The following is a 21,339-nucleotide window of genomic DNA, read 5'->3' as shown; positions in this document are numbered from 1 at the left end:
CGGGCAGATCAGGGCCGGATTCCCTTCGGAGGGGTGGCCGGCGGAGGGAAGTAAGGCAGTGGGTCAGAGGCGGCCGGCTGCTTTCAGGGCGAGGTAGGCGTCGGCCAGGGCGGGGGCGAGGGTGTCGGGGGAGGCGTCGACGACGGTGACGCCGTGGCGGCGGAGCTGGTCCGCCGTACGGGTGCGCTGGGACTGCGTCTGGGTGGCCGCGGCGGCTTCGTAGACGCCTTCGATCGTGCCGCGGGCGCCTGCCATGGCAGCGGTTCTCGGATCGGCGACAGAAGCCACCAGGACCGTGTGGCGCTGGGTGAGCTGCGGCAGTACGGGGAGGAGCCCCTCTTCGATCGGGGCCGCGTCGAGGGCCGTCAGGAGGACGACGAGGGAACGGCGCGGGGCGCGGGACAGGGCCGCGGCGGCGAGGCCGCGGGCGTCCGTCTCCACCAGCTCCGGTTCGAGCGGGGCGAGGGCGTTGACCACCGCGGGCAGGACGTCACCCGCGGAGCGGCCCTGGACCTGGGCGCGGAGGCGACGGTCGTAGGCCACGAGGTCCACGCGGTCGCCGGCCCGGGAGGCGAGGGCGGTGAGGAGGAGGGCGGCGTCCATCGCGGCATCCAGCCGGGGGACGTCGCCGACACGGCCGGCGGAGGTGCGGCCGGTGTCGAGGACGATGAGGATGTGGCGGTCGCGCTCGGGGCGCCAGGTGCGGACCGCGACCGTGGTCTGACGTGCTGTGGCGCGCCAGTCGATCGAGCGGGTGTCGTCACCGGGGACGTACTCGCGGAGGCTGTCGAACTCGGTGCCCTCGCCGCGGGTCAGCACGCTGGTGCGACCGTCCAGCTCGCGGAGCCGGGCCAGGCGGGACGGCAGGTGCTTGCGGCTGGTGAAGGGCGGCAGGACGCGGACGGTCCAGGGGACCTCGTGGTTGCCCTGGCGGGCGGCGAGGCCGAGGGGGCCGTACGACCGGACGGTGATCCGTTCGGCTCGGCGGTCGCCACGGCGCGTGGGGCGCAGCTTGGTGGTGAGGCGGCGGCGTTCCCCGGCTGGGACCGTGAGCTCGTGGCGGGACGCGGCCTGCTCGGTGCCGGGGAGCCAGCTGCTGGGCGGCCAGGCGTCGCGGAGTTGGGCGCGGAGGCGGCGGCGGGACGGGTTGGTGACCGTGAGCTGGACTTCTGCCGCGTCACCGAGTCGAACGGATGTGTCACCACTTCGGGTGAACTGGAGCGTTCGTACTGGCGCGGCCATCGCGTAGTCGCACAGAATTGCTAGTGAGAGGGGCGCGTTCACCGCGAGCATCCCCGCCCAGCTGGGGGCGAGGATGCCGACGGGGAGCGATCCGAGAGCGGCGAGCAGCGCGGTTCGTCCGGTGAGGGCCATGGGGCGCCGTTCTCAGCGGGGGACGGGGACGTGGGCGAGGATCGAGTTGATGACGGAGTCACCGGTGACTCCCTCCATCTCGGCCTCGGGCCGCAGGTGGATGCGATGACGCAGGGTGGGGAGTGCGAGGGCCTTCACGTCGTCCGGGGTGACGTAGTCCCGGCCGGTGAGCCAGGCCCAGGCGCGGGCGGTGGAGAGCAGGGCGGTGGCGCCTCGGGGGGAGACCCCGAGCGTGAGCGAGGGGGATTCACGCGTGGCACGACAGATATCGACGACATAGCCGGCGATCTCGGGGGAGACCGCGACCTTGGCCACGGCGGCCCGGGCGGCTTCCAGTTCGGCGGGGCCCGCGACCGGGCGGACGCCGGCGGCCTTCAGGTCGCGGGGGTCGAAGCCTTCGGCGTGCCGGGTGAGGACCTGGATCTCGTCCGTGCGTGAGGGCAGAGGGACCGTCAGCTTCAGTAGGAAGCGGTCCAGTTGGGCCTCGGGGAGAGGGTAGGTGCCCTCGTACTCGACGGGGTTCTGGGTCGCGGCGACCAGGAAGGGCTCGGGGAGGGCGCGCGGGGTGCCGTCGACGGTGACCTGACGCTCCTCCATCGCCTCGAGGAGCGAGGACTGGGTCTTCGGGGGCGTGCGGTTGATCTCGTCGGCGAGCAGCAGGTTGGTGAAGACCGGGCCGGGCTGGAAGGAGAACTCCGAGGTCCTGGTGTCGTAGACGAGAGAGCCCGTGACGTCGCTCGGCATGAGGTCGGGGGTGAACTGGACGCGCTTGGTGTCGAGTTCGAGGGCGGCGGCGAGCGAGCGGACCAGCAGGGTCTTGGCGACTCCGGGGACGCCTTCGAGGAGTACGTGTCCCCGGCAGAGCAGGGCGACGACGAGACCGGTGACGGCGGGGTCCTGGCCGACCACGGCCTTCGCGATCTCGGTGCGCAGGGCCTCCAGGGAGGCGCGGGCGCTGTCCGAGTCCGTAGCGGTCTCGGGGGTCGGGGCGCTCATGAGGTGCGTACCTCTCTTTCGAGGGCGTCGAGTTGGTCCGCCAGGCGGATGAGGGTGGCGTCGTCGGCGGGAGCCGGGCCGAAGAGGAGGGTTCGGGGGTCCGCGGTGGTCTCGGGGAGACGGGCGGAGAGTGCGGGGAGCAGGCGCTCGGGAGAGTGGGCGTCCTGGACGGGGACGCCGAGGAGAGGGGCGATGCGGGTGCGGGTCGCCGTGCGGAGGACGGTGGCGGCGCGGTCGCGGGCGTCCGTCTTGCGGTAGAGGCGGGCGCGGCCCTCGGTGGTCTCGGAGGCGCGGACGGCGACGGGGAGTCGCTCGGTCACCAGGGGGCCGAGGCGGCGGCCGCGCCAGATGGCGGCGAGCAGGGCGGCGACGGCGAGTTGGAGCGTGCCCCACAGCCAGCCGGAGGGGATCAGCGAGAGGAAGTTGTCCGTGGTGTCGCCGGCGGGTGCGTCGGTGGTGGCCGAGGTGTCGGCGAGGGAGGGGAGGTACCAGACGAGATGGGGCCGGGAGCCGAGGAGTTGCAGGGCGAGCGAGGCGTTGCCCTGCTGGTCGAGACGGTTGTTGTAGAGGATGTCGGGCGAGCCGAGGAGGACGGTGTCGGCGGTGCCGGTGCTGCCGGGGAGGCGGACCAGGGTCGGGCTGCCGTCGGCGGGGTAGCAGGCATCGGCCTCGGTGCCGGGGGTGATGACGTAGCGCTCGCCGCCGAGTTCGGCGCTGCCGGCGCGGGTGGCGGCGGGCAGGGTGCAGGCGGGGGCGCGGTTCGCCACCGGGGCGTCGGCGGCACTGGTGACGTCCGGGGCGAGGGTGGGGAGGGAGGACTGGCCGGCGCCGATGAGAACGGTGCGGGTGTCCGACCGGGTCATCGCGGCACGGAGCGTGGACTGTTGAGTTTCCGTCAGCAGGTCCGGTGTGGTGACCAGGAGAGTGGTGCGAGAGTCCGTGGCCGCTGTCGCTTCGTCGAGCGTGGCGGCCGTGGTGACCGTGACGCCGCTGTCCCGGAGCAGCTCGGCGACGGCGCGGCTGCCGGTGGGGTCGGCGGAGCGGGGGTCGAGGGCACCGTGCGATTCGGTGGAGCGGACCGTCGCGAGAGCGATGCCGCCGATGAGGATCAGGGCAAGGACGAGGGCGGCGCCGCGGGCGCGGGTCCAGATCTGGTGGGCGGACAGGGCGGTCGAGGTGGACTCGGCGGCCGGTCGGCTCATGAGCGCGCCCCTGGGGATGTGATGTCGAGGGTGGGTCTGGTCCGCGCCAGGGCGGTGTCCAGTTCCTCGATGCGGCGATACGCGGCCTCGTCGGCCGTGCGGCCGCCGTATGTCACGTCGTCGAAGGCGCGGGCGGCGAGGCGCAGGTCGTCCGCGTGGGAGGGAAGCGAGCGGCCGGCCTCGGCGGCGGCCTCGTCGGCGGTGCGGCCGGGGCGGGGGTCGAGCAGGACACGCTCTTCGAGGGAGCGGACGATGGCCCGCATCCGTTCCTGGACGGCCTGGTTCCAGTCTCCGGCGGTGGCGTGGCGGGCGGCGGCCGCGCGGTGTTCCTCGGCGGTGCGGGGGCCGTCGGCGAAGAGGGAGTCACCGGCCGTGGCCGGTGAGCGGTGGGGGGTGCCGAGTCGCCACCACAGGGCGGCGACGAGGGCGATGACGACCAGGACGATGGCGACGAGGCCCACGACGCCGCCGGGGGTGGCTCCGGAGGCCGCGCTGAAGAGGTCGTCCACCCATTCCCAGAAGCGGTCCAGTCCGCGCTGGAGGAGGTTGGGGTCGTTCTGGTGGTACATCGGCTCGGACAGCTCCCGCTCCGCCGCCTCGCGGGCGGGGATGCGGGAGATGTCCACCGGTACGTCGCCGTCGGCGCGCAGGAGTGTGAGTGGTGCGGTCGTTCCCCCCGGGACCGTCACGGCATCAGCCCCCGACGGTGTCGTCGCCGGGAGTGGGGCCGTAGCCGGGGAGGCCGGCGGCCCGGGCCAGTTCGAGGTCCAGGGCTTCGCGGCGGATGCGCTGGTCCACGTAGAGGAGGACCGTGACGCCGGCCGAGATCGGGTAGGTGACCGCGCTGGTGAGGACGCCGCCGATGCCCGTGATGATCAGGAACGGCCAGCCGAAGGAGGGGGAGGCGCCGGTGAGCAGGCCGGAGAAGCCGTCGCCGTCGACCGCGATGGCGACGATGGCGAACGGGATCGCGATGATCATGGCGAAGACGAAGATCAGCAGCTGGGTGAGGACCGTGATCCCGAAGATCCGCCACCACGAACCCTGCACGAGCTTGGCCGAGCGCTTCAGCGACGTCATGACGCCCTGGCGTTCCAGCATCAGGGCGGGGGAGGCGAGGCTGAAGCGGATCACCAGCCAGATCATCGCCGCCGTGGCGCCGAGCCCGAGCAGCATGATCAGGGCCACGCCCGGGGCGCCGCCGATCAGGAGACCGGGCAGCAGGCCGACCAGCATGATGCCGGCGCTCAGGGCCGCCATCAGCAGGGTGAGTCCGATGAGCTGGAGCAGGCGCGGACGGGCCTCGCGCCAGGCCTCGCCGAGCGAGACCGGGCGGCCCAGGACCGCGCGGCTGATGACGACGGTCAGCAGGGCGGCGCAGACGACGGAGGCCATCAGCGTGACGAGCAGGGCCGGGCCGAGGCCGATCATGGAGTTCTGTGCCGACTGGAGCGACTGCTCCAGCTGCTCGGCAGGTGTCGCGTCCGGGCTGATCGCCGGTGTCTTCGGGACGAGGTACCGCTCGGCCAGGATGTTGGCGATCTGGGAGATCACCGCGACCATGACCGAGAAGGACAGCACCGTGCGCCAGTAGGTGCGGAGGGTCTTCACCGAGCCGTCGAGGATCTCGCCCATGCCCAGGGGGCGCAGCGGGATCACGCCCGGCTTCGCGGCCGGCGGCTTGCCCCAGTTCGTGTTCGGGGGCGGAGCCCCCCAGTTCCGGCCGGGGGCCGGGGGCGGCGTCTGGCCGGTGGGAGGGGTCCAGCGGCCGGCGGGCGGCTGGTCCTTGGACCACTGAGGGGCGGAACCGTTCGCGTCGGCGGGGGTGGTGGGCCGGGGGATCCCGGAGCCGTCCTGGCCGTCGGAGGGGGCGGATCCGGGCGAGGTCCAGCCCGGAGTGTCGTTCACGGTTCGTCCACCTCGGGGAAATGGTCGCGGTGCCGGATCGGCGAACCGGCTCGGTCACGGCGGCCGACACCTGACACGGCGGCGGGCCGGGTGCCATCGTGCCACGTGGGGCCCACCCGTGGGCGGGAGCGGCCGTCTCGTTCGTACCTTTGTCCGGACCTTCATTGTCCGGGCGGTAGGCGGCACACTGTGCGAATGCCCGACCAGGACGCGCGATCCGTGCGGCGGCGGGCCGAGAGGAGCGCGATCCACGAGGTCGCGGCCCGGTCTGGGGGAGACGCTGTGGGACAGGTCACGGCAGGTAACGATTGGCTAATGGGATGATGTCGATATGAAGGGACGCGTTCTTGTCGTCGACGACGACACCGCACTGGCCGAGATGCTCGGGATTGTGCTGCGGGGTGAAGGGTTCGATCCGTCGTTCGTCGCGGACGGTGACAAGGCGCTTGCCGCTTTTCGGGAGGCCAAGCCGGACCTGGTGCTGCTGGACCTGATGCTGCCCGGAAGGGACGGCATCGAGGTGTGCCGGCTCATCAGGGCCGAGTCGGGTGTGCCGATCGTCATGCTCACTGCGAAGAGTGACACCGTTGACGTGGTGGTGGGTCTGGAGTCCGGGGCCGACGACTACATCGTCAAGCCGTTCAAGCCGAAGGAGCTCGTCGCCCGTATCCGGGCGCGGCTGCGGAGGTCCGAGGAGCCGGCGCCGGAACAGCTCACCATCGGTGACCTGGTCATCGACGTGGCCGGGCACTCCGTGAAGCGGGAGGGGCAGTCCATCGCCCTGACCCCGCTCGAGTTCGACCTGCTCGTCGCGCTGGCGCGCAAACCGTGGCAGGTCTTCACCCGTGAGGTCCTGCTGGAGCAGGTCTGGGGATACCGGCACGCGGCCGACACACGGCTGGTGAACGTGCACGTCCAGCGGCTGCGCTCGAAGGTCGAGAAGGACCCCGAGCGCCCGGAGATCGTGGTGACCGTCCGTGGCGTCGGTTACAAGGCGGGACCGAGCTGACATGACTACAGGCAGTACTGCTCCGAAGCCCGGGGACCCGGGAGTCCGTACGGGGCGGGCTGCCGGACCGGGGCGGGGGGGCCCGCGTTTCGGCCGCCTGCTGGGCGGACGGCTCCTCAACGACGGGGCACCGGGTGGACCGGTGTTCCGGCTCCTCGCCCGTTGGGTCCGCCGACCGCTGCTGCCCGCTGTGCGGCTGTGGCGGCGGAACATCCAGCTGAGGGTCGTCGCCGGCACCCTGCTGATGTCGCTCGGAGTGGTGCTGCTGCTCGGCCTCGTCGTCATCGGCCAGGTCCGCAACGGGCTGCTCGACGCCAAGGAGAGGGCCGCCCAGAGCCAGGCCGCGGGCGGGTTCTCCGCCGCACAGGACCGTGCAGCGATCACCTCGTCGGCGCCGGGGCAGCAGGACGGCGGGCGGACCGGCGCGTCCGTGAACTGGCGCTCCACGCTCGTCGAGCAGCTCGCCAGTGGCGGCCAGAGCGCCTTCAACGTGGTCGCGCTCTCCCTCGACACCGGTGACACCGCGAGCCGTGGTGCCCGCGCCTCCGGCGAGGTCGACCCCACCAAGAGCATTCCCGCCGACCTGAGGCACTACGTCGCCCAGGGCGCGAACACCTACCAGAAGTCGACCCGGATCTACTACACGAGCGGTGAGCCGTCCGAAGCCGGGCTGGTGATCGGCAAGCGGCTGAACGACGCCGACGGCACCCCGTACGAGCTGTACTACCTCTTCCCGCTGACGCAGGAGGAGGACTCCCTCACCCTGGTCAAGGGCACCCTCGCGACCGCCGGTCTGTTCGTCGTCGTGCTGCTCGGCGCCATCGCCTGGTTCGTGGTCCGGCAGGTCGTGACGCCCGTCCGGATGGCCGCCGGGATCGCCGAGCGGCTCTCGGCGGGCCGTCTCCAGGAACGGATGAAGGTCACCGGCGAGGACGACATCGCGCGCCTCGGCGAAGCCTTCAACAAGATGGCCCAGAGCCTCCAGCTCAAGATCCAGCAGCTGGAGGAGCTGTCGCGGATGCAGCGGCGGTTCGTCTCCGACGTCTCGCACGAGCTGCGCACCCCGCTGACCACGGTCCGGATGGCCGCCGACGTCATCCACGACGCCCGCGTCGACTTCGACCCCGTCACCGGACGGGCCGCCGAACTTCTCGGCGACCAGCTCGACCGTTTCGAATCGCTGCTCTCCGACCTCCTGGAGATCAGCCGCTTCGACGCGGGAGCGGCGGCCCTGGAGGCCGAGCCGATCGACCTGCGCCAGGTCGTGCGCCGGGTCATCGGTGGCGCGGAACCCCTCGCCGAGCGCAAGGGCACCCGGATCGTCGTCCTCGGCGACGAGCAGCCCGTGGTGGCCGAGGCGGACGCCCGCCGGGTCGAGCGGGTGCTGCGCAACCTCGTCGTCAACGCCGTCGAGCACGGTGAGGGCCGGGACGTGGTGGTGAAGCTCGCCGCCGCCGGCGGAGCCGTCGCCGTCGCCGTCCGCGACTACGGCGTCGGACTCAAGCCGGGCGAGGCGACCCGGGTGTTCAACCGCTTCTGGCGCGCCGACCCCGCCCGCGCGCGCACCACCGGCGGTACGGGCCTCGGCCTGTCGATCGCCGTGGAAGACGCCCGGCTGCACGGCGGCTGGCTGCAGGCCTGGGGCGAGCCCGGCGGTGGTTCGCAGTTCCGGCTGACCCTGCCGAGGACCGCGGACGAGCCCTTGCGGGGCTCCCCGATCCCGCTGGAGCCCGAGGACTCGCGGCGCAATCGTGAACAGGCCGCCGCCGGGCGCGTACAGGAGAGCGCGCGCCGTGTGACGGTTCCCGCGCAGCCCGTCGGGGGCCGGCCGTCGCTCCCCGTACCGCCGAGGCTGCCCGCGCCGCCGAGGGCGACCGTCGACCCGACGGCCCTGCCCGGCAGCGGGGCCCGGGTGGTGCCGCGAGCGGCGACGGACAGTGACAGCGCCGGGACGAGCGCGGCGACGGCCGGGGGAACCGGGAACGCGGAGCGGGAGGACGGGACACGTGGGCGCTGACTCCCGAGTGGGACGCGCGGGGCGGGGCGGGGGCACGCGGGCGGTGGTGCTGGCCGCGTGCGGCGGGCTCGTCGTCACCGGGTGCGCGACGATGCCCGACAGCGGTGACGTACAGGCCGTGAAGGGGGCGAACCTCGGCGACTCGCAGGTGCGGGTCTACGCCGTCGCGCCCCGGGAGAACGCCGACCCGGACGAGATCGTCGACGGCTTCCTGGAGGCCATGACCAGCGACGACCCCGGGTTCACCACGGCCCGCAAATACCTGACGGCGCAGGCCGCGAAGACCTGGAAGCCGGCGCAGAGCATCACCGTGCTCACCACCGCTCCCGACCGCGAGCAGGCCGACCGCAACGCCGACCCGGACAACCAGGGCCGCGCCTACCCGCTCTCCGGCCGCAAGATCGCGACGGTGGACGCCCGCCACGCCTACCAGCCGAACAGCCCTGCCAAGTACGTCCAGTCGATCCACGTCGTGCAGCAGCCCTCCGCGGACGGCAAGGGCAAGGAATGGCGCATCGACAGCCTGCCGTCCGGGCTGGTGCTCGGCGAGGCAGATTTCCTGCGCAACTACCGGTCGGTCAACAAGTACTACTTCGCCTCCGGGGAGGACTGGGTCGTGGCCGACCCGGTCTACATCCGGCAGCGGCAGGACCCGGTCACCCGGATGGACCCGGTGACGCAGACCGTCAAGGCGCTGCTCGAAGGGCCGACGAACTGGCTGAAGTCGGCCGTCGACTCGCAGTTCCCCTCCGGTACGGAGCTGAAGGCGGGCGTCACCTCGCTGGCGACGGACGACCAGTCCACGCTGAAGGTGCCGCTCAACGCCAAGGCCGAGCTGGTGGGCGGCGAGGCGTGCCGGCGGATGGCGGCGCAGCTGCTCTTCACGCTGGGCGACCTGACGTCCGTACGCGTCGAGCAGGTCGAGCTCCAGAAGCCGAGCGGGGATTCGCTGTGCCGTCTGGGCAAGGGGCAGGCGGCCGAGTTCGCGGCGGTCCGCAACACCGTGCCGCAGGAGAACCCGTACTTCCTCGACGAGCACGGCAAGCTGAAGATGCTGGCGGTCCAGGGCAAGGAGACGGACGAGCCGGCCGAGGTGCCGGGGCCGTTCGGCAGCGGCACGACCCCGTTGACCTCGGTCGCCGTCGACCGCGGTGAGACCCGGGCCGCCGGGGTCGGGTCGAGCGGACGCGATCTGTTCGTCTCCTCGATCACCACGGAGCAGGACCCGCAGCCGGCGGTGCTGACGAGCAAGGCGGCCCGTCCCGCGGACCGGCTCTCCGCGCCGAGCTGGGACGGCCGGGGCGACCTCTGGGTCGCGGACCGCAACCCCGCGGCGGCGCGCCTGTGGATGGTGCCGGACGGCTCCGGCGACCCCGTCGAGGTCCGTACGCCGTGGCTGACGGAGGGCACGCGCGTGGAGGCTCTGCGGGTCTCGGCGGACGGCGTGCGGATCGCCCTGCTGGTCAAGCAGGGGGAGCGCACCACGCTGCAGATCGGCCGGGTCGAGCGACAGCAGACGGGGGCGGAGACCGAGGTGTCCGTCGTCGGCCTGCAGCCCGCCGCGCCGCGGATGGAGTCGGTCACGTCGGTCTCCTGGGCCGGACCGAGCCGGCTGGTCGTCGTCGGCAAGGAGGCGGGCGGCGTCCAGCAGATCCGCTACCTCCAGACGGACGGCTCGACCTCGGCGAGCTCGGTGCTCCCCGGCCTGAACGGGGTGAGCTCCGTCACCGCGCCGAACGGCGACGCGGCGCCGGTGGTGGCGAACTCCGGTAACGACGGCATCGTCCGGCTGGCGCCGGGCACGAACTGGCAGCCGGTGGTCAAGGCCGGCACCTCGCCCGTCTACCCCGGGTAGGGGAACGGGAAGGCCGGCCGGGGCACGACCTGACGGACTCCGGTGTCCGGGCGGGGTGCCCGGCCGGTCGGCCGGTTTTCCGGCGTGGGGCCGGTGCGGGGCCGATGTGGGGCCGGTGCGCCTCGGTCCGAGGGCCTGCTGTCCGGCCGCCGGGCGGGGTGTCCTGCCGGTTTTCCACAGGGGTGGTCCGCGGCGGCCGGAGCGCGCACAGTGGAGTCATGCGGGGGTGGTGGCGGGAGATCGCCGGGCTGGTGCTGCCGGTGGCCTGCGGAGGCTGTGGCAGGCCGCGCACCGTCCTGTGCCCGGAGTGCGCCGGTGCGCTGACCGGCTCCGCACCGTGCAGGGTGCGGCCTGCGCCCGAGCCCGAGGGACTGCCGGCGGTCCATGCCGTCGCGCCGTACGCCGACGCCGTACGGGAACTCCTCCTCGCTCACAAGGAGCGCGGGGCGCTGGCGCTCGCCGGGCCCCTGGGCGGCGCGCTGGCCGCCGCCGTGACGGCCGCTGCCGGGCCCGTCACGGGCTCCGTCCCCTCGCCCCTGCTACTGGTACCGGTGCCGTCCTCACGGCGCTCCGTGCGGGCGCGTGGCCACGATCCGACGCGACGGATCGCGCTGGCCGCGGCAGCCCGGCTGCGGCGCGCGGGACGAGCCGCGCGGGTCGTGCCCGTGCTGCGTCAGCGGCGGTACGTGGCGGACCAGGCGGGTCTCGGAGCGCGCGGGCGGCTGGCGAACCTCTCGGGGGCGCTGGAGGTCGTACCGGGCGGTGCGCGTCTGCTCGGGACCGGAAGGGTGGTTCTCGTGGACGATCTGATGACGACGGGCGCTTCGCTCGCGGAGGCGGCGCGCGCACTCGGAGCCGTACACCGGTCGTTCATTCCTGGATTACCGCAGGTATTGACGGAAAGATCGCAGGAGGGTTCCGCGCAGCACGGATTCGAACAGCGGCAGGCGGCTGTGATCGCATCCTCTCCCGCTTCGTTCGAAATAAACCGGAACTCGCCAGGAACTTGGATCGTTGCAGGTGGTGAGAGGTGAGAGCACCCGAACGGAGGTATGTCGCGGTAGCGGGTGCCGACACCCGTCCGAAGGGGCTATGTTCGGTTGTGAGGAATGGCGAATGCCACTGCCTCGCCGAATACATGGTTGCGCCTACAGGACAGGAGTTCAGGGCGAATTAACCTCGTGTCGATGGGGTGGGGATCTTGTCGACTGGGGAGGAGGAGGTGAAAGTCGCCAAGTCCGAGCTCCGGTAACCACCGGAGTCTGGTGCAAAGGGAGAAGCCCTGCGGCCAAGGAGCTGATCAGGGCGATCCGGGAACGGAGTTCTGCGTGGACATCGTCGTCAAGGGCCGCAAGACCGAGGTGCCCGAGCGGTTCCGCAAGCACGTGGCCGAGAAGCTGAAGCTGGAGAAGATCCAGAAGCTCGACGGCAAGGTGATCAGCCTCGACGTCGAGGTGTCCAAGGAGCACAACCCGCGGCAGGCCGACCGGTCCGACCGCGTGGAGATCACCCTCCACTCCCGAGGCCCGGTGATCCGGGCCGAAGCGGCGGCAGGCGACCCGTACGCAGCCCTCGACCTCGCCAGCGACAAGCTGGAGGCCCGGCTGCGCAAGCAGCACGACAAGCGATACACCCGCCGTGGCAACGGCAGGCTGTCGGCAGCGGAAGTCGGGGACGTGGTGCCCGGCGCCGCCCAGCTCAACGGCAACGGCCAGCTGGTCGCCGACGAGTCCGACAAGGTGCCCACCACGATGATGGGCTCGATCGAGGTCCAGGGCGAAGGCCCGCTGGTGGTGCGTGAGAAGACCCACCGGGCCGCCCCCATGACGCTCGACCAGGCGCTCTACGAGATGGAGCTGGTCGGCCACGACTTCTATTTGTTCGTCGACTCGGACAACAAGCAGCCGAGCGTCGTCTACCGGCGACACGCGTACGACTACGGCGTCATCCACCTGGAGAGCGACCCGCTTGCCGAGGGCGGCGGCGCCGGCGGTGCGCTCGGCGGCTGACGGCCCGCCACCGCACCACCCACATACACCTCAGGTGTTCCTCACGGTGCCCCTGGAGCGCGGTTCGCGCCCCCAGGGGCACCCCCGTGCGCCCATGGGTAACCCCGCGCGCCGCCTGGGCATGAAATCATGTCGTGCACGCCAACCGGTGCTCGTCGAGCAGCGGTTGGAGGACCGGAAACGCATTCAGGCCACGGCCTTCAGGGGGAGGAACGATGGCGGACAGCTTCGGGCCGGTGCTCAGGGGGCGTGAGCCCTTCGGGGCGGTCACTCCGGAGAGCGCGCCGGACGGATCGGATTCAGACAGCGCCGACTGCCGCAAGGAGCCGATTCGGGTCCTTGTCGTGGACGATCACGCCCTCTTCCGCCGGGGCCTGGAGATCGTCCTCGCCCAGGAGGAGGACATCCAGGTCGTCGGCGAGGCGGGTGACGGGGCCGAGGCGGTCGACAAGGCCGCCGATCTGCTGCCGGACATCGTCCTGATGGACGTGCGGATGCCCCGGCGCGGCGGCATCGAGGCGTGCACCTCCATCAAGGAGGTGGCCCCCAGCGCGAAGATCATCATGCTGACGATCAGCGACGAGGAGGCCGACCTCTACGAGGCGATCAAGGCCGGGGCGACCGGCTACCTCCTCAAGGAGATCTCCACCGACGAGGTCGCCACGGCGATCCGCGCGGTCGCCGACGGACAGTCGCAGATCAGCCCGTCGATGGCGTCCAAACTCCTCACCGAGTTCAAGTCGATGATCCAGCGCACCGACGAGCGCAGGCTCGTGCCCGCGCCCCGGCTGACGGACCGTGAGCTGGAGGTCCTGAAGCTCGTCGCCACCGGCATGAACAACCGGGACATCGCCAAGGAGCTCTTCATCTCCGAGAACACGGTGAAGAACCACGTGCGGAACATCCTGGAGAAGCTCCAGCTCCACTCCCGCATGGAGGCCGTGGTCTACGCGATGCGGGAGAAGATCCTGGAGATCCGCTAGCCGAGCTCGGTCACCAGGGCCGCCGCCAGCTCCGGGTGGTTCACCCGCTCGACCGCCACGGCGTCGCAGCCGACCCACTCGGCCGCCTCGCGCAGGGCGCGGGCCACGGCGGGCACGGCCTTGGGGCCGTCGAGGGTGACCTGGCGGGCGACGAGGGTCTTCCCCTCGCGGGCCGGGTCCACCCGGCCGACCAGACGGCCGCCGGCAAGGACCGGCATCGCGAAGTAGCCGTGCACCCGCTTCGGCTTCGGCACGTACGCCTCCAGGCGGTGCGTGAAACCGAAGATCCGCTCCGTCCGGGGGCGCTCCCAGATCAGCGAGTCGAACGGCGACAGCAGCGTCGTGCGGTGCCTGCCACGCGGCTCCGTCGCCAGCGCCGCCGGGTCCGCCCAGGCGGGCTTCCCCCAGCCCGCCACCGTCACCGGCACGAGGCCCGAGGCCTCCACCACCGCGTCGAACTGCTCGCCCTTGATCCGGTGGTAGTCGGCGATGTCCGTGCGGGTGCCCACGCCGAGCGCCTCGCCCGCCTGGCGGACCAGGCGCCGCACGCACTCGGTGTCGTCCAGGTCGTCGTGGAACAGCTCCGGCGGGATCGCCCGCTCGGCCAGGTCGTACACCCGCTTCCAGCTGCGCCGCTCCGTGACGACGACCTCGCCGTGCATCAGGGCCCGCTCGACGGCGATCTTGGAGTCGGACCAGTCCCACCACTCGCCCTTGTTCTTCGCGCCGCCCAGTTCGGTCGCCGTCAGCGGGCCCTGGTCCCGCAGCTGGTCGATCACCTTGTCGTACGCCCCGGGCGACAGCTCGTGTCCCCAGTGCGGGCGGTCGCGGTAGGCGCGCCGGCGGAAGGCGAAGTGCGGCCACTCCTCGACGGGCAGGATGCAGGCGGCGTGCGACCAGTACTCGAAGGCGTGCGCCCCGGTCCAGTAGGCGTCCTCGACCGTCGTACGGCCGACGGCGCCCAGGCGCGCGTACGGGATGAGCTCGTGCGAGCGGGCCAGGACGGAGATGGTGTCGAGCTGGACCTGCCCGAGGGCGCGCAGCACTCCGCGGACCCCGGCCCTGCGGTCGGGTGCCCCCAGGAACCCCTGGGCGCGCAGGGCGATCCGGCGGGCTTCGTCGGCGGACAGTTCGGCGGCGGGGCGCGGCGCAGTCGTCATGATCCGCACCCTAGAGCCCGGCACTGACAGCCGGGCCGGGATCAGGCCTGGGCGGACTGATCGCGGGCCGGGAGGTACGGCAACGGGCTCGGCAGACCGAAGTCGGAGGGGAGCAGGGCGCCGACCCAGCAGTCGCGGAGCGTGCCCTTGTTGACGAGGCCGGCGCGCTGGAGGCCCTCCATGGCGAAGCCGACGCGCTCGGCGACCGCGCGCGACCCGGTGTTGCCGACCTCCGTCCGCCAGAGGAGCCGGGTGCAGCCCAGGCCGGTGAACGCCCAATGGGCCAGGGCCCGCACGGTCTCGGCCATGTAGCCGAGGCCGCGGTGCTCCCGCCGGGTCCAGAAACCGACCTCCCAGACCCCGGAGCCGCGACTGGTCAGCGAGACCGCGGCGAGCAGCGGGCCGCCGGACACCGGCTCGACGGCGAAGGTGTAGTCCGAGTCGTCGCGCCAGCCGTCGGGCACGAGCCGGTTCAGGAAGAAGTCGGCGTCCTGCCGGGTGTAGGGGTCCGGGACCACGGTCCAGCGTCGAATGTCCGGGTCCTGACAGATTTCGTACACCGTGTCGAGGTCCTCCGGGACGAAGTTCCGCAGGCGCAGTCGCTCGGTGGTGAGGGTGATGGGCTCCATGCCTGGATTGTGGTGAGCCGCCCGACCGGAAGCGAACACTTTTCGGGTGGGGCGGCACCTTCCGCCCACCTCGTGCGTTCTCTTTGAGGGTGGCCTCGCGGCTCGGGCACTGCGGGCCTCCCTTCGCGAGGGCGGTCTCGCTTACGATGGCCGTTGCGGTGGGGACCACCTGCCGTGCCCGCGCTCGCGTCGATCACAAGACCCAGTGCCAGGCCCGACCGGCAAGGAGACCAGCCTCAGTGTCCGTCTTCAACAAGCTCATGCGTGCAGGCGAAGGCAAGATCCTGCGCAAACTGCACCGCATCGCGGACCAGGTCAACTCCATCGAAGAGGACTTCGTCAACCTCTCCGACGCCGAGTTGAGGGCGCTCACCGATGAGTACAAGCAGCGGTACGCCGACGGCGAGAGCCTCGACGACCTCATGCCGGAAGCCTTCGCGACCGTCCGCGAGGCCGCCAAGCGCGTCCTCGGACAGCGCCACTACGACGTACAGCTCATGGGTGGTGCCGCGCTCCACCTCGGCTACGTCGCCGAGATGAAGACCGGTGAGGGCAAGACCCTCGTCGGCACCCTCCCCGCGTACCTCAACGCGCTCTCCGGCAAGGGCGTCCACCTGATCACGGTGAACGACTACCTGGCCGAGCGCGACTCCGAGCTCATGGGCCGCGTCCACAAGTTCCTGGGCCTCCAGGTCGGCTGCATCCTCGCCAACATGACCCCGGCCCAGCGTCGTGAGCAGTACGCCTGCGACATCACGTACGGCACGAACAACGAGTTCGGTTTCGACTACCTCCGCGACAACATGGCGTGGTCCCAGGACGAGCTCGTCCAGCGCGGCCACAACTTCGCCTGTGTCGACGAGGTCGACTCGATCCTCGTCGACGAGGCCCGTACGCCGCTGATCATCTCCGGCCCGGCCGACCAGGCCACCAAGTGGTACGGCGACTTCGCCAAGCTGGTCACCCGCCTCGCCAAGGGTGAGCCCGGCAACCCGCTCAAGGGCATCGAGGAGACCGGCGACTACGAGGTCGACGAGAAGAAGCGCACCGTCGCCATCCACGAGGCGGGCGTCGCCAAGGTCGAGGACTGGCTGGGCATCGACAACCTCTACGAGTCGGTGAACACCCCGCTCGTCGGGTACTTGAACAACGCCATCAAGGCGAAGGAACTGTTCAAGAAGGACAAGGACTACGTCGTCATGGACGGCGAAGTCATGATCGTCGACGAGCACACCGGCCGTATCCTCGCCGGTCGCCGTTACAACGAGGGCATGCACCAGGCCATCGAGGCGAAGGAAGGGGTGGCGATCAAGGACGAGAACCAGACCCTCGCCACGATCACCCTGCAGAACTTCTTCCTCCTGTACTCGAAGCTCTCCGGCATGACCGGTACGGCCATGACCGAGGCCGCCGAGTTCCACCAGATCTACAAGCTGGGCGTCGTCCCGATCCCCACGAACAGGCCGATGATCCGCAAGGACCAGTCCGACCTGATCTACCGGACCGAGGTCGCCAAGTTCGCCGCCGTCGTCGACGACATCGCGGAGAAGCACGAGAAGGGTCAGCCGATCCTCGTCGGCACGACCTCCGTCGAGAAGTCCGAGTACCTCTCGCAGCAGCTCTCCAAGCGCGGTGTGCAGCACGAGGTCCTCAACGCCAAGCACCACGACCGCGAGGCGAGCATCGTCGCCCAGGCCGGCCGTCGCGGCGCCGTCACCGTCGCCACGAACATGGCCGGTCGCGGTACGGACATCAAGCTCGGCGGCAACCCGGACGACCTCGCCGAGGCCGAGCTGCGCCAGGCGGGCCTCGACCCGGTCGACCACGTCGAGGAGTGGGCCGCGGCCCTCCCCGGCGCCCTCGAGCGCGCCGGGAAGGCCGTGAAGGCGGAGTTCGAGGAGGTCAAGGAGCTCGGCGGGCTCTACGTCCTCGGTACCGAGCGCCACGAGTCGCGCCGTATCGACAACCAGCTGCGCGGTCGTTCCGGCCGTCAGGGCGACCCGGGCGAGTCCCGCTTCTACCTGTCGCTCGGCGACGACCTGATGCGTCTGTTCAAGGCGCAGATGGTCGAGCGCGTGATGGCCATGGCCAACGTGCCGGACGACGTGCCGATCGAGAACAAGATGGTCACCCGCGCCATCGCCTCCGCGCAGTCGCAGGTCGAGACGCAGAACTTCGAGACGCGTAAGAACGTCCTGAAGTACGACGACGTCCTCAACCGGCAGCGTCAGGTCATCTACGGCGAGCGTCGCCGCGTCCTGGAGGGCGAGGACCTGCACGAGCAGATCCAGCACTTCATGGACGACACGATCGACGACTACATCCGCCAGGAGACCGCCGAGGGCTTCGCGGAGGAGTGGGACCTCGACCGTCTCTGGAACGCCTTCAAGCAGCTCTACCCGGTGAAGGTCACCGTCGACGAGCTGGAGGACGCGGCCGGGGACCGGGCCGGCATCACCGCCGAGTTCATCGCCCAGTCGGTCAAGGACGACATCCACGAGCAGTACGACGCGCGTGAGAAGCAGCTCGGCTCGGAGATCATGCGTGAGCTGGAGCGTCGCGTGGTCCTGTCGGTCCTGGACCGCAAGTGGCGCGAGCACCTCTACGAGATGGACTACCTCCAGGAGGGCATCGGCCTGCGCGCCATGGCGCAGAAGGACCCGCTGGTCGAGTACCAGCGCGAGGGCTTCGACATGTTCACCGCCATGATGGAGGGCATCAAGGAGGAGTCCGTCGGCTACCTGTTCAACCTGGAGGTCCAGGTCGAGCAGCAGGTCGAGGAGGTCCCGGTGCAGGCGAGCGCTCCCTCGCTCGACAAGACGGACGCGGTGCCCGCGGGGAACGGCCGTCCGGAGATCCGCGCCAAGGGGCTCGACGCGCCGCAGCGGCCGGACCGGCTGCACTTCTCCGCGCCGACCGTCGACGGCGACGGCGGGGTCGTCGAGGGCGACTTCGAGTCCGGTGACGACTCCGGCGACGGGATGACGCGGGCGGAGCGTCGTAAGGCGCAGAAGAACGCGAGCGGCGGGCGTCGTCGTAAGAAGTGACGCGATGGCCGTGACGGTGGCCGCCGCTGCGAGGCAGTGGCCGCTGTGACGCGGTGATCGTCGTGATGCGGCGGTCGTCGTGAGGTCGTGAGCGGAGGGGCCGGTACCCGGTGGGTGCCGGCCCCTTCGTCATGGGTGCCGGGCGGCCACGCCGAGCCCGTCGAGCTCGACGGCGGCACAGCGCCAGCGCTGGTCGGCGCCGAGCTCCAGGCGGAACGCCATGGCCCGGACGCGGCGGCCGGTGGCGATGCTCGCGAAGGCCTCCATGGCCGTGCGGTGCGGGTCCAGCTGTACGGAGCAGCGGCGCAGGACGGGGCGGGGGCCGAGCGACCGCAGGGGCGTCGCCGGGGCGAGGTGGACGAGCTGCTCGTACGCCTCGCCGACGGTGTGGCCGAGCATCCAGTGGACCGGCCGCTCCCCGCTGAGCACCGCGAGCAGGCGCTCCGCGAAGACGGTGTGCGGGGGGAGCGTGCGGGGCGGGGCCGGGGTGCGGGGGTGGGTGCCCGCGCCGCCGCGCGGCCGGGTGCCGGCAGGGCCGCCGGGGGCGGTGCGGGGGCGTGGAGTGCGCGGGCGGGTGGTGGCCGTGTAGCTGTCCATGGTGAGCCCCTGTCATTGCGTAACCGATTGGTACCAGTCGGTAACTTCCGTTGGGGATCTTGTACGGGTGGGCTCCGAGCCCCCGCAAGGAGTCCGGGGCCGCGCGGGAGCCCTCGCGCGGGATCACCTATCAGGGTGACGAGGGGGAAAAGTGGCTCTTCAGGGCCTCGCAGAGGTGCGTCGGCGGTGGACGTGCGACGCCTTCGGCCCGCCGCCCCGAAGGGGGACTCCGCACGTATCCTGAGGGCCTCTCCGTCTACGAAAGCGGCCAGCCATGCGCGTGTACGTCCCTCTGACCCTCCCCGGTCTCGCACAGGTGCACAAGGCCGGCGAGCTGGGTACCGGACCGATCGCCGCGTACGCCGTCACCCCCGCGCTGCGCGAGTGGTACGTCTCCGACGACATCGAGGAGCTGGAGTACGCGGCGCTCAACCGGGCCGCGGCCGCCTCCCTGCGGCTCCTCGCAGGCCTCCCCGCGGCGCCCCGCCGCCGGATCGTCCTCGCCGTCGACGTGGCCGACAAGGATGTGGCCGTCGACCCCGACGGTGGGCTCCACGCCGATTCCATCGGCGAGGTCCGGATCACGGGGCCGGTTCCGCTGGCCAAGGCGGGGGCGGTGCACGCCGACGCGGACGACGCGGTGGCCGACGTCACGGCGGCGGCGGGCGCGCTGGGGGCGGCGGACCAGGGCGACGACGACGCCCAGTTCGTCGTGGACGGGGCCGAGGACCATGAGCTGCTGTGGTTCGGGGTGCAGGAGATCCCCGAGCTGCTGGGCTGACGTCCCTCCCCGTGCCGGGGCGCTCTTCGCTGTCCGAGGCGGCGGGTACCGTCTTTCCATGGGGAAGCACGGGAAGCACCTGGTCTGGGACTGGAACGGCACACTGCTCGACGACACCGGTGCGGTGATCGGGGCGACGAACGCGGCCTTCGCCGAGCTCGGGCTCGAACAGATCACGCTGGAGCGGTACCGCGAGCTGTACACGGTGCCGGTGCCCAAGTTCTACGAGCGGCTCATGGGGCGGCTGCCCACCGACGAGGAGTGGACCGTCATGGACGGGGCCTTCCACCGGCACTACTGGGCGCGGGCCGAGGACTGCGGGCTCACCCTCGGCGCTGCTGAGCTGCTCGCGGCGCGGCAGGCCTCCGGGTTCACGCAGTCGCTGCTGTCGCTCGCGCCGCACGCCGAGCTCATACCGCTCGTGCGGCGGCACGGGATCGCCGAGCGGTTCGTCCGGATGGACGGGCGGGTCGACACGTCCACGGACGGGAAGTCCGGGCACATGGTGCGGCACCTGGCGGCGCTGAGTGTTCCGGCGGAGCGGGTCGTGGTCATCGGTGACGCCGCGGACGACGCTTTGGCGGCGGCGCATGTGGGGGCGAGGGCGGTGCTGTACACCGGGGGGTCGCACAGTCGGGCTTCGCTGGAGCGGGTGGGGGTGCCGGTGGTGGATTCGCTGGCGGAGGCGGTTGCGGTGGCGGAGGAGCTGGTCTAGGGCCTCCTCGCCCCTGCGGGGCCGGAGCCCGGGCGCGGGGCTTCCCGTGCGGGCCTGGGCGCCGTCGGCGGCTGCCGCGCCGGTGGGAGTGCGCCCGGCCTCCGGCCGGGCTCGGGGTTCCCACCCGCACCACCCGTCCGACTCGGACATCGTCTGCGGGCCTCCCCGTGGGGTGTGAGCGCCGTCGGCGGCCCACCGTGGGCGGGTCGGGCGGGTCCTGTAGCCCGCCGGCGGGTGCCGGCAGGCCATCGGACCTTCGGGGTGTCAGGCCTTTGCTCGGAGGACCTTCAGGAATTCGCGCATCCAGGTGGGGTGGTCCGGCCAGGCCCGGGAGGAGACCAGGAGGCCGTCGACCACGGCCGCCGTGTCCTGGAAGGTGGCTCCGGCCGCCTGCATGTCGAGTTCCAGGGCCGGGTACGCCGTGACCCTGCGGCCCTCCAGGCCGCCGACCGCCGCCGTCAGGAGCGGGCCGTGGCAGATCTGGGCCACCGGCTTGTCCGCGTCGAAGAAGGCCTTGAGGATCTTGCGGAGCTCCGGGTCGTTGCGCAGGTACTCCGGTGCCCGGCCGCCCGGGATCACCACCGCCACGTACGCGCCCGGGTCGACCTCCGAGAAGGCCAGGTCCGCGGGCCAGGTGTAGCCGGGCTTCTCCGTGTACGTGTCGAAACCCGGCTCGAAGTCGTGGACGACGAAGCGGAGCTGCTTGCGGGCGGGGGCGGCGATGTCCACCTCGTAACCCTCCTCGAGCAGCCGCTGGTAGGGGTACATCACCTCCAGCGACTCCGCCGCGTCCCCGGTCACGATCAGGATCTTCGCCATGGCTCTCCCAGGTCACAGATGGTCGGTCTGTCGTGCTGTGCCCATGCTTGCGTACACGCTGCCCCCGGCGGGCCGGTTTGCCAAGAGGACACGTGTCGCTGTCCATAACGTCAAACTTGGCCCGCTCTTTTGTACGCATACGGCTCATGACGGTTCGGGGTGCGGGAGCGATAGGCTTTTGCCGTGATCAGCGCGATACGCCGTGGGGGCAGCGAAGCCCCCGGCTGCCGCCCGGCCC

General features: G+C 71.6%; 18 protein-coding genes. 9 read left to right on the top strand and 9 right to left on the bottom strand.

The genetic code is table 11. From position 1 onward, the window contains the following. Positions 1 to 63: 63 nt before the first annotated feature. The 5 genes from SGA01_RS37095 to SGA01_RS37075 are packed head-to-tail and all read right to left on the bottom strand — an operon-like array spanning position 64 to position 5,480. Positions 64 to 1,374, bottom strand: coding sequence for a DUF58 domain-containing protein (locus SGA01_RS37095; protein ID WP_141302505.1), 1,311 nt, complete (start codon positions 1,372 to 1,374; stop codon positions 64 to 66). Positions 1,375 to 1,386: 12 nt separating this feature from the next. After that, positions 1,387 to 2,370 carry an AAA family ATPase gene (locus SGA01_RS37090; RefSeq protein WP_141302503.1) on the bottom strand — a complete coding sequence of 328 codons (984 nt, stop codon included), beginning with the start codon at positions 2,368 to 2,370 and terminating at the stop codon, positions 1,387 to 1,389. Then, positions 2,367 to 3,572, bottom strand: a complete 1,206-nt coding sequence (locus SGA01_RS37085) for a DUF4350 domain-containing protein (protein WP_141302501.1) — start codon at positions 3,570 to 3,572, stop codon at positions 2,367 to 2,369. Before SGA01_RS37085 ends, SGA01_RS37090 begins: the two co-directional genes overlap by 4 nt. Further along, positions 3,569 to 4,261 carry a DUF4129 domain-containing protein gene (locus SGA01_RS37080; RefSeq protein WP_141302500.1) on the bottom strand — a complete coding sequence of 231 codons (693 nt, stop codon included), beginning with the start codon at positions 4,259 to 4,261 and terminating at the stop codon, positions 3,569 to 3,571. The genes SGA01_RS37085 and SGA01_RS37080 overlap by 4 nt, the downstream gene beginning before the upstream one ends. Positions 4,262 to 4,265: 4 nt before the next feature. Continuing rightward, positions 4,266 to 5,480 carry a DUF7847 domain-containing protein gene (locus tag SGA01_RS37075; RefSeq protein ID WP_141302497.1) on the bottom strand — a complete coding sequence of 405 codons (1,215 nt, stop codon included), beginning with the start codon at positions 5,478 to 5,480 and terminating at the stop codon, positions 4,266 to 4,268. A gap of 331 nt (positions 5,481 to 5,811) precedes the next feature. On the opposite strand from SGA01_RS37075, the gene mtrA reads away from it, so the two are divergent. The 6 genes from mtrA to SGA01_RS37045 all read left to right on the top strand — a co-directional run bounded on the left by mtrA (position 5,812) and on the right by SGA01_RS37045 (position 13,353). Beyond that, positions 5,812 to 6,489, top strand: a complete 678-nt coding sequence (gene mtrA / locus SGA01_RS37070; protein ID WP_024758631.1) for a two-component system response regulator MtrA — start codon at positions 5,812 to 5,814, stop codon at positions 6,487 to 6,489. Position 6,490: 1 nt separating this feature from the next. Continuing rightward, a complete protein-coding gene (gene mtrB, locus SGA01_RS37065; protein ID WP_174867662.1) occupies positions 6,491 to 8,506 on the top strand; it encodes an MtrAB system histidine kinase MtrB in 2,016 nt (671 codons plus the stop codon). Continuing rightward, positions 8,496 to 10,361 (top strand): LpqB family beta-propeller domain-containing protein, encoded by a 1,866-nt coding sequence (locus tag SGA01_RS37060; protein ID WP_229917485.1) that lies wholly within the window; start codon positions 8,496 to 8,498, stop codon positions 10,359 to 10,361. Before mtrB ends, SGA01_RS37060 begins: the two co-directional genes overlap by 11 nt. A 218-nt stretch (positions 10,362 to 10,579) precedes the next feature. Further along, positions 10,580 to 11,395 carry a ComF family protein gene (locus SGA01_RS42445; protein WP_141302493.1) on the top strand — a complete coding sequence of 272 codons (816 nt, stop codon included), beginning with the start codon at positions 10,580 to 10,582 and terminating at the stop codon, positions 11,393 to 11,395. Positions 11,396 to 11,689: 294 nt separating this feature from the next. Next, complete coding sequence (gene hpf / locus SGA01_RS37050; RefSeq protein ID WP_055643172.1) at positions 11,690 to 12,370, top strand: ribosome hibernation-promoting factor, HPF/YfiA family; 681 nt, start codon at positions 11,690 to 11,692, stop codon at positions 12,368 to 12,370. A 215-nt stretch (positions 12,371 to 12,585) separates the two neighbouring features. Next, entirely contained in the window at positions 12,586 to 13,353 is a 768-nt protein-coding gene (locus tag SGA01_RS37045) for a response regulator (RefSeq protein WP_141302492.1), read from the top strand. On the opposite strand, the gene SGA01_RS37040 is transcribed toward SGA01_RS37045, so the two are convergent. Together SGA01_RS37040 and SGA01_RS37035 are read right to left on the bottom strand one after the other, a co-directional pair. Then, positions 13,350 to 14,513 (bottom strand): winged helix-turn-helix domain-containing protein, encoded by a 1,164-nt coding sequence (locus SGA01_RS37040; RefSeq protein ID WP_141302490.1) that lies wholly within the window; start codon positions 14,511 to 14,513, stop codon positions 13,350 to 13,352. The genes SGA01_RS37045 and SGA01_RS37040 overlap by 4 nt on opposite strands. Positions 14,514 to 14,554: 41 nt before the next feature. Then, the gene (locus SGA01_RS37035; protein ID WP_141302488.1) at positions 14,555 to 15,142 is read right to left on the bottom strand and encodes a GNAT family N-acetyltransferase; all 588 of its coding nucleotides are present in this window, start codon (positions 15,140 to 15,142) and stop codon (positions 14,555 to 14,557) included. Between the two features lie 239 nt (positions 15,143 to 15,381). On the opposite strand from SGA01_RS37035, the gene secA reads away from it, so the two are divergent. Next, the gene (gene secA, locus SGA01_RS37030) at positions 15,382 to 18,189 is read left to right on the top strand and encodes a preprotein translocase subunit SecA (RefSeq protein WP_141302486.1); all 2,808 of its coding nucleotides are present in this window, start codon (positions 15,382 to 15,384) and stop codon (positions 18,187 to 18,189) included. Between the two features lie 129 nt (positions 18,190 to 18,318). Here the strand turns inward: secA and SGA01_RS37025 are convergent, their stop codons facing one another. Continuing rightward, positions 18,319 to 18,786, bottom strand: coding sequence for an Rv3235 family protein (locus tag SGA01_RS37025; RefSeq protein WP_141302484.1), 468 nt, complete (start codon positions 18,784 to 18,786; stop codon positions 18,319 to 18,321). 274 nt (positions 18,787 to 19,060) lie between these two features. Between SGA01_RS37025 and SGA01_RS37020 the strand changes: the two genes are divergently transcribed. Then, the gene (locus SGA01_RS37020) at positions 19,061 to 19,567 is read left to right on the top strand and encodes a DUF6912 family protein (RefSeq protein WP_055643178.1); all 507 of its coding nucleotides are present in this window, start codon (positions 19,061 to 19,063) and stop codon (positions 19,565 to 19,567) included. 58 nt (positions 19,568 to 19,625) lie between these two features. Next, positions 19,626 to 20,282, top strand: a complete 657-nt coding sequence (locus SGA01_RS37015; protein WP_141302482.1) for an HAD family hydrolase — start codon at positions 19,626 to 19,628, stop codon at positions 20,280 to 20,282. A gap of 264 nt (positions 20,283 to 20,546) precedes the next feature. Here SGA01_RS37015 and SGA01_RS37010 read toward each other — a convergent pair whose 3' ends face one another. Continuing rightward, positions 20,547 to 21,101, bottom strand: coding sequence for a DJ-1/PfpI family protein (locus SGA01_RS37010; protein ID WP_055643180.1), 555 nt, complete (start codon positions 21,099 to 21,101; stop codon positions 20,547 to 20,549). Positions 21,102 to 21,339 lie beyond the last annotated feature (238 nt).

The sequence above is a fragment of the Streptomyces gardneri genome (assembly GCF_006539185.1).
Taxonomy (GTDB): Bacteria; Actinomycetota; Actinomycetes; order Streptomycetales; family Streptomycetaceae; genus Streptomyces; species Streptomyces gardneri.
The sequence above is the reverse complement of the archived record's forward strand: the minus strand, read 5'-3'. Positions and strand labels throughout refer to the sequence as shown.